This is a genomic window from Mesorhizobium loti (assembly GCF_003148495.1).
In the GTDB taxonomy this organism is placed as follows: Bacteria; Pseudomonadota; Alphaproteobacteria; order Rhizobiales; family Rhizobiaceae; genus Mesorhizobium; species Mesorhizobium loti.
In genome coordinates, this window is sequence record NZ_QGGH01000001.1 from 157,886 (window position 1) to 173,146 (window position 15,261).

A 15,261-nucleotide genomic window follows, 5' to 3' on the forward strand; every position below is an offset into this window, starting at 1 on the left:
GAGCAATCAGCATGGCAAAGAAACTTGGCATCGGCGTCATAGGCTGCGGTAACATCTCGAAGGCGTATTTCTCGCTGGCGCCGCTGTTCCGCGGCATCGAGATGCGTGCCTGCGCCGACATCAATATGGAAGCGGCCAAGGCGCGGGCGAAGGAGTTCAAGCTGCGCGCCGAAACCGTCGAAGACCTGCTTAAGGCCGACGATATCGACATCATCGTCAACCTGACCATCCCGGCTGTGCACTACGAGGTCTCGAAGCAGATCCTCGACGCCGGCAAGCACGTCTATTCGGAAAAGCCGTTCGTGCTGTCGGTCAAGGAAGGGCTCGATCTGAAGAAGCGGGCGGAGAAAAAGGGCCTGCGCATCGGCTCGGCGCCAGACACCTTCCTCGGCGGCGCGCACCAACTGGTGCGCAACCTGATCGACACCGGCAAGCTCGGCAAGATCACCAGCGGCACCTGCCACGTGATGGGTCACGGCATGGAGCATTGGCATCCCAACCCGGACTTCTTCTTCCAGCCAGGCGCTGGCCCCGTGCTCGATATCGGGCCTTATTACATCACCAACCTGATCCAGTTGATCGGGCCGATAAAGCAGGTCGCGGCCTTTGTTTCGACGCCGGCCAAGGAGCGCACCATCAGCTCGAAGCCTCGCGCGGGCGAAAAGATTCCGGTCAACACGCCGACGACCATCCACGGTGTGCTGGAGTTCGAAAACGGCGCCGTGGTAACGCTCAACACCAGCTGGGACGTCTGGGCCCACGGCCACGCGCCGATGGAGCTCTATGGCGAGGCGGGTACGGTGTTCGTGCAGGATCCGAATTTCTTCGGCGGCGACGTGCGCTTCACGAACTCTGCCAAGCCGGTCAAGAAGCTGCCGAACTGGCCGCACCCGTTCGGTGTCCCCAATGAAATGCATGGACAAGGCATGATGGCCAACTACCGCACATCAGGCCTCGCCGACATGGCGCTTGCTATCGCCGAAGGCCGGCCACACCGCTGCTCGATGGAACTGGCGCTGCATGCGGTCGACGTGATGACCGGCCTGTTGCGCTCCGGCGAAACCGGCAAGTTCGTCGCCATGCAGACCACCTGCGAACGGCCGGCCGCACTGGGCGTCAAGGAAGCCAAAGAGCTTTTGGCAAAGAAGAAGTAGGCAGCACGCCTAACCCTCTCCCCGTTCCGACGGGGAGAGGGTAAGGGTGAGGGGCAGAGCCGACTCGCCGCGTTGCCGCGATGCGTGGCTCGCTTCCATTTGAGGATTTTCCTATGCCCTACACGCCCGCCGAAAACCGCTACGAGAAAATGATCTACAACCGCTGTGGCCGCTCCGGCCTGAAGCTGCCGGCGATCTCGCTGGGCCTATGGCATAATTTCGGCAACGACACGCCGCACAAGACCAAGCAGGCGATCGCGCGCAAGGCCTTTGATCTCGGCATCACGCATTTCGACCTCGCCAACAATTACGGTCCGCCGCCCGGCTCGGCCGAGACCGCTTTTGGCGAGATCCTGCGCACCGACTTCGCCGCCTACCGCGACGAGCTGATCATCTCGACCAAGGCCGGCTACGAGATGTGGGCCGGGCCCTACGGCGAATGGGGTGGGCGCAAATACATGCTTGCCAGCCTCGATCAGAGCCTGAAGCGGATGGGTCTCGACTATGTCGACATCTTCTATTCGCACCGTTTCGATCCCGACACGCCGCTGGAAGAGACCATGGGCGCGCTCGACCATGCCGTGCGCTCGGGCAAGGCGCTCTATGCCGGCATCTCGTCCTACAATTCGCAGCGCACGCGCGAGGCCGCCGATATCTTGAAGCAGCTTGGCACGCCTTGCGTCATCCACCAGCCGAGCTATTCGATGCTGAATCGCTGGGTGGAGGAAGACGGCCTACTCGACACGCTCGAAGGGCTCGGCGTCGGCTCGATTGTGTTCTCGCCGCTGGCGCAAGGCATGTTGACCGACAAGTATCTCGGCGGCATTCCCGACGGCAGCCGTGCTTCCCAGGGCAAGTCGCTGAAGACAGCGTTCATCAACGACAAGACCATCGCCAACATCAAGGCGCTTGACGCCATCGCCGGCAAGCGCGGGCAGACGCTGGCGCAGATGGCGCTGGCCTGGGTGCTGCGCAAGGGCAGGGTGACCTCGGCGCTGATCGGCGCCAGCCGGCCGGAGCAGGTCGAGGACTGCGTTGGCGCGCTCAAGGTGCTCGACTTCAGCGATGCCGAACTCGCCGAGATCGATACCTATGCGCGCGAATCCGACATCAATCTGTGGGCGGCTTCGGCCGAGCGCAAAGGCCCGCCAAGGAAATAAGCCCGCTCGATAAGCCGGCAAAATAAAAACGGCGGGACCTCCCGCCGTTTTTCATGTGAAGGCAAAGTGGCCATGGTTCAGGGCGTATTCGGCTTCTGCGCCGTGCCCAGTCCCGGCTTGGGTTTGGCAGGCGCCGGGCCAGAGGTTTTGATCTTCGTCTCGATCCAGCCGGTGTAGTTGGCGAGCCGCGTGTAGATGCCGTAGGCGTCCTTGTGGCCGCAGGCCGCACTGCCGTCCGCCGGGCCTTCGCCCCAGCTGACGACGCCGACCTGGACCGGGCCTTCGGCACCGGTCATGAACAGTGGGCCGCCGCTGTCGCCGTTGCAGGCATCGCGCACGCCGCTGGTGGTGCCAGCGCAGATCATGTTGCCAGTCAGCGGGTCGGTCATGTCGGCTGCGATCGCATTGGCGGCCGCGTCGATGCCTTTTTCCGAATAGCGCATACGGCGGGACAGATCGCCAAGTGCGGCCTTCAGATCATGCGCATAGATGGCCTTGATGCCGCTGTTGCAGGCGGTGTTCGGCTGGAGATCAAGGTCGGCAACCATCAGCGTGGTTGGAAAGGTGCCATCCTGCATCTTGCCCCAGCCGGTGACCGTCGTCTTGCCGGTGTCGGGCGTTGCGTCATGGGTGACCTTGATGGTCGGCGCATCGGCCGGCTCGGCAAGTCGGAGCAGGCCGAGATCATTGTCGAGCGTCTGCTCGCTGTAGCCTTCATTGACGATGACTTCCACCACCTTGTGGCGCTTGCCCTCGCTGAGCTCGGTGGCGCCGGTCAGCACGGTGACGGAGTCTGGTGAAATCGGCTGGCCATTGTCGTTGAGGCAGTGTGCTGCCGTCAGCACCCATTGCGGGGCGATCAGGCTGCCGCCGCAGAATTGGGCATTGGCCTGCGAGGCCGGGTTCTCGTCCAGCCTGTCGGTGGTGAGCAGCGCGACCTGGAACGGATAGGCACCCTTTTCGGCCTGGTTGCCGCCATAGACGCGATCGGCGCCGTCGGGATTCTCCGCCGCGGCCTTCGCCCTGGCTTCCGTCACGCGTTTCATTGGCGAGACCGCTGCCTCCGGTCGGGCGGCGCCTTCGCCCGCCTGGGCAGTGTTGGCGGCCACAAGAGCCGCAGCGATGCCGAGCAAAGACGCGGCGGCGATCGGCCTGAACCGATGGATGATGTGCACCTGAAATCCTCCTGAGACACGTTCCCGAACGAGCCAGCCCTGGCGCATGATCAACGAAACAGTCGCCGGCAAGCAGGCGTTGCTTCGCGGATCGCGTTCCGTTGCGGAACCCACTCAAAACCCTATAGCCCCCCACGGGCTACGTGGAAGCGATTTGTCATTCCAATGTTGTATTAATTTAGGCAATATATCCGCGCGGGTGTCTTTGGCGGGGGCCTTCGACAGACCGCATGGGGTGATGATCAGGTTCAGGCGCCGGTAACCAAATTCATTTTTCGACTTCACCACGATCTCGACAATATTTCTGTATTTTGATCCAGTCCTTGCTGACTTTTGGGAGAGTCTCACCATGACAAAACTGACAAACGCACTCATTGCGTCCGCATTGCTTTCCACCGCAATGTGGGCCGTCCCGGTTTTCGCCGCCGATCCTGGCTCCGCCAGTGCCGGCAATGGCGAAAGCATGCGGGACGCGACTTCAGGCGATTACAAGCCCGGGCGGGCAAAGCCAATCGCACCACCGCAGCTGACTGACGAAGACAATCGCGCCGCGCCGATTACCGACGAGGCAGCGGCTGTCAAATCCTATGGCATCGTCGGACGGTCCGCCGATGGCAAGGAAATCAAGATCGAGCCGAGCGAAGCGCTGCGGGACCTCATCATCAAGGAACTGAACGCGCCGGCCAATGGAACCGAAGGTGGTCCGCGCAAGACAGAAGATCCTGACCTTGGTGAAGGCGAAGCCGGCCGCCAGGTTTTCGGCGCCGACGATCGCGAGCAGGTCAAGAATACCAAGACCTATCCGTTCTCGGCAATCGGCTATCTCGAAGCCAAATCGCCGAAGACGGGCAGCTACGGCAGCTGCTCGGCAACACTGATCGGCCCGCGCACGGTGCTGACCGCAGCGCACTGCCTCTACAGCCATGAGGACAAGGACTGGCTCTCCGAATATCTGTTCGTGCCTGGCCTCAACGGCAGCACTGCCGATGACGCACCGTTCGGCGCCTTCACCTTTGAAAGCGCCTATGTGCTGCAAGGCTTCATCGACAACTACCAGGGCTATTATGGCTCGGTGATCCCGTGGGATCTGGGCATCATCACGCTGAAGCAGGATGTCGGCACCAACCTCGGCTGGCTGGGCTATGCCAACTATGACGATCTCGGCGACTTCACCGCCAACCTCGTCGGCTATCCCGGCGACAAGCCGATGGGCACGATGTGGAAGGCAAGCTGCGAAGTGCATGCCGAGAACATCGCCCCGGAATATTTCCAGTACGACTGCGACACGTTCCCGGGGTCGAGCGGCAGCTCGGTCTACGCCTATGACAACAACTCCAAGCAGCGCATCATCACCGGCGTCAACGTGGCGGAAAGCCCCGACGCGAACACCGCCGTGCGCCTGAATGCTGCCAACATCCAGTGGATCAACAGCCTGTATAAATAGTCGCCGCGCATTCGCGGCGGAGACAAAGGCGGCGGAGCAATCCCGCCGCCTTTTTTCGTGCCGATGCTTCCTGCGCTGCTTCTCTTGCACGAGGCCGGCTCGCCGACTACGCTTGAGGGGCCAAGGGGTTGGCATCCAAAGGGGTTTTTGGGATGGCGCGGGCAAAAGCAGTGTTCGGGATCGCGGCCGCATCGATGCTGGTCGCGTTGGTGCTTTCGCCGGCCTTTGCCGATCCCATACCCGCCCCTGCCAGCGGTGCCTGGGCGGAACGGGTGCAGATCCTCTACCAGGCAGACACGCGCTCGGTGCTGCGCCGGACCGTGCGGGTGTGGGACTTCCACCCGGAAAAGAACCTCGACTTCGTCTGGGAGCCGGCGGCGGGCCAGTCGCCTGACCGGACGATTGCCGAAGACGGCACCATCAATGGCAAGGGCAGGCTGGTGTGGCGAGTGCGCGGCTCGGCGAGCTATGATCCCAAAACCATCTATTTCAGCTATTTCGGTGACATCAGGAATGGCCGGCCCGACGGGCAAGGCCGGCTCGAGCTGCGCTCCGGCGAGGTTTTCGACGGGCATTGGCTTGCCGGGAAACTCAACGGAAAAGGCGTCCATGTCGATGCCGACGGCAATCGCTATGAAGGACAGTTCGTCGCCGGCGTGCCGAATGGCGAGGGGCGGTTGTTGTCAAGGACCGGAGAGATTTTTGTCGGCTCATTCGTCGACGGCTTGAAGAACGGCAAGGGCCGCACACGGCTGGCCGGCGGCACGGTCTACGACTCGCAATGGGCAAGGGGCAAGGAGGTTGGCGGCTCGCGTCCCGACATGCTGGCCGATGCCAGGGTCGGCGGGCTCATCAAGGCGCAGACCGGTGGCGGCGATGCCGACAAGGTCGAGATCGGCGTGGCGGTCGACCAGCGCATGACCCAGCAATCCGACATGCAGTACCAGCATCTGGTGCGTGACGAAGACATCGCGATCTATCCGCAGTCCGACCAGTACAACGACAGCTGGAGCGGCACCGGCCAGGTCGCCACCGGCAATGTCTATGAAGGCTCGGATTGGGGGGATGCGCCGGCCTTTGCCGAAGTCGATCTCAAGACCACTGACCAGTCCAAGGTCAAGCTCGACAGCTTGGAGATGAAGGTCGCCGCCAGCGATGCGTATCGCAAGCCGATGCTGTCGATATCGGAGCATTTCGGCTGCGTCGGCTTCCGGCCGGATTTCTCCATCATCAACAACGGCTGGGGTGACGCCAAGGACATGAAGATGTCTATCCAGTTCACCGCGGTTGACGACGAGGGCAATCCGACCGGCAAGCCAAGCCGCATGTACAGCAAGGACATCGGCAGTTTCGGCGACGGTGTCGACGTGTCGGTCAAGAGCGTGCTCACCGAGGCCGGCGTCGACACGGCCGGCCTGGAGACGGGGCGTTTTCCCTGTCCCTCGGTGGACAGTCTCAATGTCTGCCGCAGCCAGTTGACCAATAAGGTTAAGTTCGGCGAGGTCGCCGATTATCTCGGCAATATGCAACAGGCGATGACGCTGAATGCGATCGGCAAGTTCGACTATTCCTGGTCGGATGACGAAGGTCATGTCTACCAGCAGAGTGAACCGTTCCGCGCCTCCATCACCATGGCGGTCTTCGAGACGCCGGAATCGATGGCCGAATGCGGCGACGGCGGCGGCGGCACGCCGGAAGCGATGCGCTACCAGAACATCGAGTTTCCGATCGGCAAGCATGACTACACCATCCCCATGCCGGTGCGCGGCAACAAGAAGATCAGCGCCTATACGGCGCGGCTGAAGATGTGGTCGTCAATGTCGTCGATCCACCGCTTCAGCATTGCCGCGCATTTTGCCGATGGCAGCGTGCGCGAGAGCAAGCCGGTCACCTTCTTCTATTTCCGGCCGAAGCAGTCGCTGTTCGAGACCAAGACCGAGCCGGCAGCCTGCTATTTGCCGCGCGACATGGTCGGCTGCGGTTAGGGTATGTCGAGATTCAGGTGATGCCGGCCTGCGAATGGCTGATACCTGCGCTTCCGGTGCTCACGTACCCAAAAGTACGCTCCGCTCCGGTTCTCGAAGGTCACCATTCTCGGCTCGGCCTGACCTGAATCTCAACACACCTTGGGAGCGTTTATTTTCTGCCCATCTCGAAATAGTTGGGAAGCGGAATGAGCCTGGTGAAGATCGTGCCCTGGGCGAAGACGCGCAGTTCCAGCATCGATCCGGACGACCGTTCGGCGCTCTGGTCGAACAGGAAATTGCCGAGCGAATAGACCTCCGCCACGTCGCCGCCGGCCAGCGGGACGATCGCCTCGCTCGATACATGTGGGTGGCTGCCAACGATGACTGAAGCGCCGCGCAGCCGCATCTGGTCGGCAAGCATGTCTTCACGTTCCGACGGCCCGGTCTTGTACTCGCGGCCCCAATGGACGAAGGCAACGACCGGCCGCTCGGCATCCTCGTGCAGCAGTCGGTCGAGCAGGGCAGGGGTGATAAGGTCGGTGTTCTTGGAGCCGTTGGTGTCGATGTCGGTCAGGCCGACAAGATCGATATCGGCGAGCGCTAGCGTCTCACCCTGGCCGAAATGGGGAATGCCGGCTTCATCCAGTGCACGCAGGGTCTCCATATAGCCGGATGGTCCGAGATCATAGGCGTGATTGTTGGCGAGCCCGACGCCGGCGACATGCAGCCGCTTCAGCATGTAGCCAGCCAGGTCTTGCGGCATCGCCAGTGTCATGTCGTCGATCGCTTCCGGCACGTTGGGCAAGATGACGCCTTCGAGGTTGACGATCAGCGGCCGCGATCCGGTCAGGGCCAGAACGCTGTCGACGATCCGGTCGGCAACACCGTCGCGGACCAGTATCTTCTTCATGGCGCGACCGAAATTCATGTCACCGGCGAGGTAGTAGATTCTGTCCTTTGGCCGCGCCGGGTTGTTGAAGCCGGGGCCGAAGGCGCCGAACAGCGCTACCACATAGCTGGTGGTCCGCTCGACATAGTCGGACGTATGCTCCTGCGAGTTCTCATTGGCGACGACCAGCGGCTGGGCGCCGAACAGCTCGCGCTGCAGCCTGGTCTGGATGTAGAGCGCGCCGACGGAATCGGCATGATCGGGCTGGCGAAGTGCTGCTATGCCGTCGAGCGAACCGGCGGCCAGCATGTTCAGTGACTGCTGGTCGAAGCGCCTGGAGTCATGCTGCGGCAGATAGTGCGAGAAGTCGGTGGATTCGACGATCAGTGTGTCCTTGTCGACAATCGGCTTCAAAGCCTCGGCCAGCCTGTCCCAGTCGCCGCGGCGCGTCTTGACCGACATTGCCACGGGCACGATTTTCGCCTCGGGGAAATAGTGATGCAGGAAAGGCAGCATGGCGCGCACGCCGTGCTCCTTGTCGAACAGGCAGGACTCCTCGACCATGTCGCTGTTCGTCTCGAGCCGCCGCACGGCATCGGTGTCGGCCGCCACTGGGCCAAGCACGGTGTCGAAGCTGCGCAATGAGGTGGCGTAGAGTTTGTGCGTCTTGTGGAAATGGTCCGGCGACAGGATAACGATGCGCTTGTAGCGGAAGCCGGACGCCGCCCGGAAACCGAGCGCCACCAGATCGGCGGCCAGCAGATGGTGCGGCACGGTGATGCCGGTCAGCCGCTGGTTGGATGGCTCGACATCGGCGACGCTGGCGATGGCATCCTTGAACAAAGTGGCGTCGTCGTAGAAGGGCGGAAAGTTATCGGTGCCCGGTGGGCAGACGACAGGCGCGGCGTGTACCGCGCCGCTGACAATCAACGAAAAGGCGATAGTCGTCAGCAGGCGGGCAATCATGGCTCGGCGAGCACAATGTTCTCTACGCCGCCGACATAGTAGAACGGCTTTTGCTTCGACGACGTCAGCCGCACCACTTCGCGCGAAATATAGTCGGCAAGGCCGAACAGCGTGACGCCGCCGTCCGAAGTCCTGGCCTTGCCGCGCAAGCCTTCAAGGATCGAATAGGTGAAGACGCCGTGGCCGAGTTCCGGCAGTTCGGCGGCAGTGTTGTTGGCGGCGGTCGCCGAAAACACCACGATGCGTGCGTCCTGCGCGTCTTTTTCCAGGCGTGGATTGAAGGCGTTGGCGGCATGGCAGGTGTCGAGCAGCATGAAGCGCATGCCTTTTGCCCGCTCGACCGATTTCTGGATATCCGACCAGTCGACAAGCGACGAACGCTTCCAGCGCTCGGCATCCTGTTTGCGGCCGTCGGTCGGGATGAAATAATAGTCCTCGTCGATGTTGATGCCGTGGCCGGCGACGAAGATGATGGTGGTGTCGTGCTCGCCCGGCCTGTCGAGGAAATCGGCGAGCTGGTCGTCGATGGTGTCGGAGTCGGGCTCCATGATGTTGTCGGCACTGGCGACGGCGTAGGTCTGCTTGGCCTTGTCGGGGCTCTCGTCGAGCGCCTCGCGGTTGACCAGAACCAGCGTTTCCATCGACGAGAACAGCGGCGCCGATTTCTGCGAGATCACCTTGAGGAACTCGGTGGCGTCATCGACGGGGTAGCGCAGGTCGCAGGCGCGGCCCGAACAGGCATCGGTCAGGAACGGATATTTGTCGACGCCGATGACCGCGACATAGAGCTTGCCCTTGGCCTCGGCCTTCTCGGTCTTTCTCGCCAGTGCCGTCACGCTGCGTTCGGTCAGATAGCCAAATTCGTTGGTGCCGGTGATGCGGATGGTGTTCTCGCCGTTCTCGACCGGTATCTCGACAATGGTGCTGTTGCCATCCACCGAGCGGGCGGTGACATCGCCGACATTGCGGCTGTTCGACAGGATCGAGAAGCCTGCGACATCCGTTCCAGCCTCTTTGGCGCCTGATATCTCGACGGCGACATAACCGTCGCGGACCTTGCTCTGGTCGTCTGCCACGCGGATGGCGAACTCCGGCGGCTTGCGCTGCAGCAGCTTCTGCAATTCGTTGTCGACGCCCGGCCGCATCTCCTTGACCGCCTGTTTGGCGCTGCGCAGGATGATCGCCCGGCGCACCATTTCCGGGCTCCACAGGTATTTCTTCAACTGGCCCGCGCGGATGAAGCGGCCTTCATGGTCGCGGCCCTGGTTGACCTGCCAGCCGATCAGCTTGTCGCCCTCGTCGGAGGAATAGTAGTAACCCTGCGGCATCCAGACGATCCATTGCGAGCCGGCAAAGAACATCGACACGATCAGCTCATGCGTCTTCAGGTTCCACAGTCTGAGCGTCTGGTCGGCGCTGCCGGTGACCAGCAGGCCGGTCTTCTGCGAGGCGACCATGGCGTTGATCTCACCGGTGTGGCCGGTGAACTCGCCCGACACTTTCGCGGTCGCCGTTCTGTACTCGATCAGCGTGCCGTCATTGCCGCCGGTGATCAGGCCGAGGCCCTTGTCGATCAGCGTATAGGCCGAATGGACAAAGCCATTGGTGGCGTCGTTCTCGATGCCGCGCACCATTTTGCCGCCATTGACGATCTCCAGCACGGCATTTTCCAGCGCGTCCTTACCGCCCGCCGTGACGCGGAGCGACCACTGGCCGTCGGCCAGCGTGGCACGCGCAAATGAGGCTGGCTCCGTCAACGGCTGCGGATCCTCGAAGAACCGTTCGGTGGTCGGCAGCGCCAGTGTGTTGTCCAGCACGCCCTGCTGTTCGGGGCAGGCCACGCGATCGGGACAAGGGTTGGCGTTGCCCCAGGCGATGACGTCGTTCGCCGCATCGATGCCGACCGCGGTCACCGGTTCGCCCATTCCCTGCAACAGGGCCTTACGCTCACCGGTCGCGGGGTCCCAGACCTGGATGGCGTTGCGCGTGCCGCCAGCCGTCGCCACCAGCGAGCCATCGGCATTGGCGGCGCTGGCATAGACCGTGCCGTCATGGCCGGTGTAGTCGAGCACCTTCTCGCCGGTGTCGGTGTTCCAGACGATGGAACGGTGCTTGTCGGCACAGCGATAGCCACAGGAGGCGACCAACCGCGACCCCTTGGCAAAGGTCAGCGAGCCGATGAGGAAATCCTGCGTCGGCATGGCGCGCACCAGCGTGCCGTCAGCAGCCCGCCAGAGCTGTACCAGCCCATCCTTACTACCGGTGGCAAACAGGCTGCCGTCCTGCGAAACGGCCAGCGCCATCACGCTGATGTCCCGCAACGGCTCGACTTCGTCAGGCAGTGCGATCTCTTCGCCCTTCACGACGTCCCAGAGCCGGATGCCGTTGTCGGTGGTGGTCGCTGCCAGCCGGGTTCCCGCGGCGGCGAAAGCGAGCTTGTCGATGTGCCAGGAATCGGCGTCGAGCTTCTTGTCCAGCGTCCAGCCGCTCGCGGATTTCTCGTCTGGTCGCCAGAGATAGACGACGCCGTCGGCGCCACCGGCAGCCAGCGTCTTGCCATCGGGAGAAAAAGCGAGATCGTAGGTCGCGTAGTCGGCGGCCCTGAGCACCGCCTTCATCTTGCCTGTGGCGAAGTCGAACAATCTGATGTCGCCATAGGGCGGCTTGTCACCAAGGCTGGCGCCGAAATAGCCGCCGGCGGCGATCGTTTTGCCGTCGGGCGAGATCGCGACCGCGAAGATCTTGCCGTCGCTGCCATTGCCGAGATAGCCGCGAATGGTGCGTAGAGTCACTCCGCTCTGCCAGTCCCAGACACGGATGGTCTTGTCATTGGATGCCGAGACGATGTCCTCGCCATCAGGCGTAAAGGCGAGGTCGGTGACCTGCGCACTGTGCCCACCGGTGTCGAGATCGAGGTGGAAATCCGGTGCGTCCTCTGCACGGGCCGCCGAGCTCGCAATCAAAGCCCCGGCCATGGCCAGCCAGCGACAGGTGCGCATCAGGCGGAGGCCGGGTTTTCTCATCGCTATTTGGCTTCGGCCGTGGGCGGCCCATTGCGCACATAGACCTCGATTGCCGAGGCGAAAGTGGGGGAACCCGCCTTGCGCTGCTTGTCGATGTAGCCGGCAAAATAGCTCCAGAAGGAGACGGCATAGTCGCGGAAATAGGCGTCGGTCACCTTGCGCGAACACAGGTCGCCGTCGACGCAGAAGGACAGGCGGTTGAGAAAATAGACGATGCGGTCGAAATTCTCGCTGAAATCGGCGAGCGGCATGTCGCCCCCGGAGGCGGTCATCGCCTCGATGCCGATCCGTTGCCGGAACACCTGCTCCTCGGTCGGCGAGGGGTTGGCGCTGAGCAGATTGTCATATTTGGCGTTGAGGGCCGTCAGACGATCCTTCAGGGCACGCTGCGCCTGCTGGTAGTCCTTGTTTTCCCAGAGTTCGACCAGTGACATGGTCTGCTCGACGCGCTTCTGCTCCTGGTTGGCCAGGAACTGATAGATCGAGAACATCAAGGTGAAGATGATGGCGAGACGAACTGCCAGGCCCGACCAGGCATAGATCAGCATGCGCCAGTCGCGGTCGGTGAAGGGATTGCTCTCCTTCTTGATCTCGTGGCTGCTCGGCCACGGAAAGCCTTCGGTGGTTTCCGGCAGCGCCGGTTTGCCGGCCGGCGCCTTTGCGGGCGCGGCTGCTGCTGTTTGCCTGGTGTTGCCCGCCGGTTTCTTCATCCGCAGGTGTCCAGTTCAATGGTGGCGGAGGGATCAAGCACGATGCCTGGCGCCTCCAGCTTCTTTTTCAGGCATTGCAACTGCAGGCGCGAAATCATGAACTGTACGTCGGGCTCCGCCGCCCCCTTGTTCGGTGACGGCAAGGCTTCGACGACGCCGCGCGAGGCGCAGTTGCTGAGATCGACGACAACGGCGCCGCTGCCGCTTTTGGCGATCTGGTCGTACTGATCGAGAAAACACGTCGCCAGTTCCGAGTTGGTGACGATCTGCTTGACGCACAGGCCGCAGGCCTCGTCAGCCGAAGCGTTGGCGATCAGCAACAGGCTGCCGGCAAGGCCGGTCACCGTTCCACGCCAGGAAAACACAGAATTCTTCACAATCGATCCTATCCGTTTCATCCGACCGTCATGCGCCAAGGCTGCGGCCGGGAATGTTCTCATATCGCACCGATCGCGCAAGAGCCGGCGCAACATGGCCGTGAGGCTTTGGCGCCGGCATCCGCTCAGACGCGTGGTACCGTTTCCATCGGGAAGATCATCACCGCGCCTTTCGGCCCACTCTTGTCGGCAAGTCGCATCACCGAGCGGGTTGCCGGCGCCATACCGAGATCGGTCAGCATGTCGGAGAAGCCGGAGGAGCCTGTTCCGCGTGTCGCCGAGGCGACGCCGTCCTGCGCCAGGAAGCCCAGATCCTCCTTCTCGCTCTCCGGCGGCGCCTCGGTCAAAACCGCGATCATCCGTTCCATGCCGAAGCTGGTGTCGGTGAAGGCCAGCAGCCCCTCCTCGAGCGTGGCCTGCGGGGCGAGGCGTTCGGCAACGATATGAGTGATCGAATAGTCGCTGCCGACATAGAGCACGTTGATGTCGACCAGAAGGTCCGAGCTGTTCTTGGCCAGCACATGCACTTCGTCGCCCGGCCAGACGCGCGGCACCACCGAAGCCTGCAGCGGTTCGAGGCCATCCTTGTCGCGACGTTTGACCTGGAACTGGACGTCGACGTCCTCGGGCTTGTAGTCGGAGGCCGCCGCCAGCCGCGAAAGCCCGGTGGCGCGGAAGATAGTGCGCAGGTTCCTGGTTGTTGCCTCGACCAGCTTCTGACGGTCATCCATGTGGATGATGATCAGCGGCGGCTTGCTGCCGTCCTTCAGGGTCACGTCGCCCGACGCCGGCAGGAACCACAGCGCCGGCTTGTCGGTCGCATCCTTGGCGGCGCCGGGAACAGCATTCTCGCGCATCACCGCAAAGCGAAGCTCGGCACTTTTGCCGGGCTCGACCAGCTCGATGTTGAAGCCTGTCTCCTTGGCCGTGGCCAGTTCGTCGAGAACCGAATTGACCAGCGCGGTTTCCTTCTCAAGTCCCTTGGTGGCAGCCGGACGCGCCACGACGAGCTTGTAGTCGACGGCGATCTCCGCCACCCGCGCATAGGCATTGGCGGGAATGTCGGCGACTTTGAGCGCCGGCTTCTTGTCGAACTCGACCGGCTTGACGCGGCTTTCCAGGTTCTTGGCTGACTGCACTTCGAGATAACCGACCGCGTCGGAAAGCGGCGACAGCGCCGAAGGCAGTATGGCGAGCTTGCTGCCGGGGGTGAGGCGGTGCAGCAGCCCGGCGCCGATCGTCGCCTCGCCATCTTTGATGACGACAGGCCACTGCATGACCCCGTCGGTCTTGTCGGTGCCGAACACCCGTGCGTCCAGTTCGCCTTCGAACAGCGGCGTCGGCCGGGTGCGGCTGTCGGCCGAATATTGCTGGAGCACGGCCTGGCCGAGCTGGCGATAAGTGACGTTGGGATTCTCGGCCAGTTTCGACAGAATGGTGAAGGTGAATAGGCCGAACCGGGGCGCATCCGCCGTGCCCTTGGGCAGCGGCATTTCCGGCGTCGTCTCCACCGTCTGCGCGGCATAGAAGGCGACCAGCTTGCCCTTGGTGATCGGTTCGCCGCCGGTCGGGGTCAGGTTGAAGGCGGGCTTGCGCGTGCCGTTGTCGTCGACGCCGCGCGAGCCGGCTGCCGAGGTCACCTCGTCATAGGCCTTGATTGCAGCGGCCCGCTCCGCCTCGTTGCCGCCGACCAGGTCGGCGAACTCGACCTTGCGCTCCAGCTCGTCATCGACTTCGACGGCGCGGGTCGCAGTGCCGGAATGGCAGCAGTCGAACACGGCCCAGACGAAGGCGCCCTTGTTGCGGATGGCGTCGAGCGCGTCGCCGATTTCGTTGTCGACCAGCGCGTTCGGCACGCCGGCATCACGGTTGATCCACTTTTCGATGTCGACGGGCAGGAAGATCTCGTCGAGCCCGTCTGTCTCATCGCCCTTGGCCCTCTGCGGTTGCTGGGCGCCATGACCGGACAGATGCAGGTAGACGAAATCGTCGCGCTGCACCTTGGCTGCGAGGTCGGCGAGTGCCGCCTTGATTGCCGCATGGGTCGGCAAGCCTTTGGCGCCGGGCACATCTTTGGCGAGCAGCGTAACGTTTTCCGGCGCGAACCGCACCGGGTCGGGCACGTTCTTCAGGAGATACTCGTGCACCAGGCCGGCATCGTTCTTCGGCCCGATAAGCCAGTTCCTCTGCGGCAGGGCAGGATATTCGGTACAGGCCACCAGCAGGGCATGGTAAGTGCGCGATGCGGCCATGGCCCGGAACGACACCATGCCGGCCATCGTCACCGCGGACGTGCCGACAAGCAGCGTCCGGCGTGTCAATTTGATCATATTGCTTCCCCAAGCCCGATCGAATTTCCCAAGCGAAACTATCCTCGTCGAGGATTTTGTCAGTAT

Annotated in this window: 10 protein-coding genes; 4 read left to right on the forward strand and 6 right to left on the reverse strand. The window is 62.7% G+C overall.

What is annotated here, in order from left to right:
- Positions 1–11 precede the first annotated feature (11 nt).
- The gene (locus C8D77_RS00815; RefSeq protein WP_109658713.1) at positions 12–1,154 is read left to right on the forward strand and encodes a Gfo/Idh/MocA family protein; all 1,143 of its coding nucleotides are present in this window, start codon (positions 12–14) and stop codon (positions 1,152–1,154) included.
- 113 nt (positions 1,155–1,267) lie between these two features.
- Positions 1,268–2,314, forward strand: coding sequence for an L-glyceraldehyde 3-phosphate reductase (gene mgrA / locus C8D77_RS00820; RefSeq protein WP_027037752.1), 1,047 nt, complete (start codon positions 1,268–1,270; stop codon positions 2,312–2,314).
- A gap of 77 nt (positions 2,315–2,391) precedes the next feature.
- Here the strand turns inward: mgrA and C8D77_RS00825 are convergent, their stop codons facing one another.
- Positions 2,392–3,489, reverse strand: a complete 1,098-nt coding sequence (locus C8D77_RS00825; RefSeq protein ID WP_109661122.1) for a S1 family serine peptidase — start codon at positions 3,487–3,489, stop codon at positions 2,392–2,394.
- A gap of 349 nt (positions 3,490–3,838) precedes the next feature.
- Here C8D77_RS00825 and C8D77_RS00830 point away from each other — a divergent pair, with 349 nt between their 5' ends.
- Positions 3,839–4,933, forward strand: coding sequence for a trypsin-like serine peptidase (locus tag C8D77_RS00830; protein WP_109658714.1), 1,095 nt, complete (start codon positions 3,839–3,841; stop codon positions 4,931–4,933).
- A 152-nt stretch (positions 4,934–5,085) separates the two neighbouring features.
- A complete protein-coding gene (locus C8D77_RS00835) occupies positions 5,086–6,918 on the forward strand; it encodes an MORN repeat-containing protein (RefSeq protein WP_109658715.1) in 1,833 nt (610 codons plus the stop codon).
- A gap of 151 nt (positions 6,919–7,069) precedes the next feature.
- On the opposite strand, the gene amrB is transcribed toward C8D77_RS00835, so the two are convergent.
- The 5 genes from amrB to C8D77_RS00860 form a co-directional block, all read right to left on the reverse strand.
- Positions 7,070–8,755: an AmmeMemoRadiSam system protein B gene (amrB, locus tag C8D77_RS00840; protein ID WP_109658716.1), complete on the reverse strand. Its 1,686-nt coding sequence runs from the start codon at positions 8,753–8,755 to the stop codon at positions 7,070–7,072.
- On the reverse strand, positions 8,752–11,778 hold the full coding sequence (locus C8D77_RS00845; RefSeq protein WP_245951592.1) for a caspase family protein: 3,027 nt from the start codon (positions 11,776–11,778) through the stop codon (positions 8,752–8,754). The genes amrB and C8D77_RS00845 overlap by 4 nt, the downstream gene beginning before the upstream one ends.
- Before the next feature lie 2 nt (positions 11,779–11,780).
- Positions 11,781–12,488: a DUF4760 domain-containing protein gene (locus tag C8D77_RS00850; protein WP_109658717.1), complete on the reverse strand. Its 708-nt coding sequence runs from the start codon at positions 12,486–12,488 to the stop codon at positions 11,781–11,783.
- Positions 12,485–12,865, reverse strand: a complete 381-nt coding sequence (locus C8D77_RS00855) for a hypothetical protein (protein WP_109661125.1) — start codon at positions 12,863–12,865, stop codon at positions 12,485–12,487. The genes C8D77_RS00850 and C8D77_RS00855 overlap by 4 nt, the downstream gene beginning before the upstream one ends.
- A gap of 125 nt (positions 12,866–12,990) precedes the next feature.
- On the reverse strand, positions 12,991–15,195 hold the full coding sequence (locus C8D77_RS00860) for a caspase family protein (protein WP_215732030.1): 2,205 nt from the start codon (positions 15,193–15,195) through the stop codon (positions 12,991–12,993).
- Positions 15,196–15,261 lie beyond the last annotated feature (66 nt).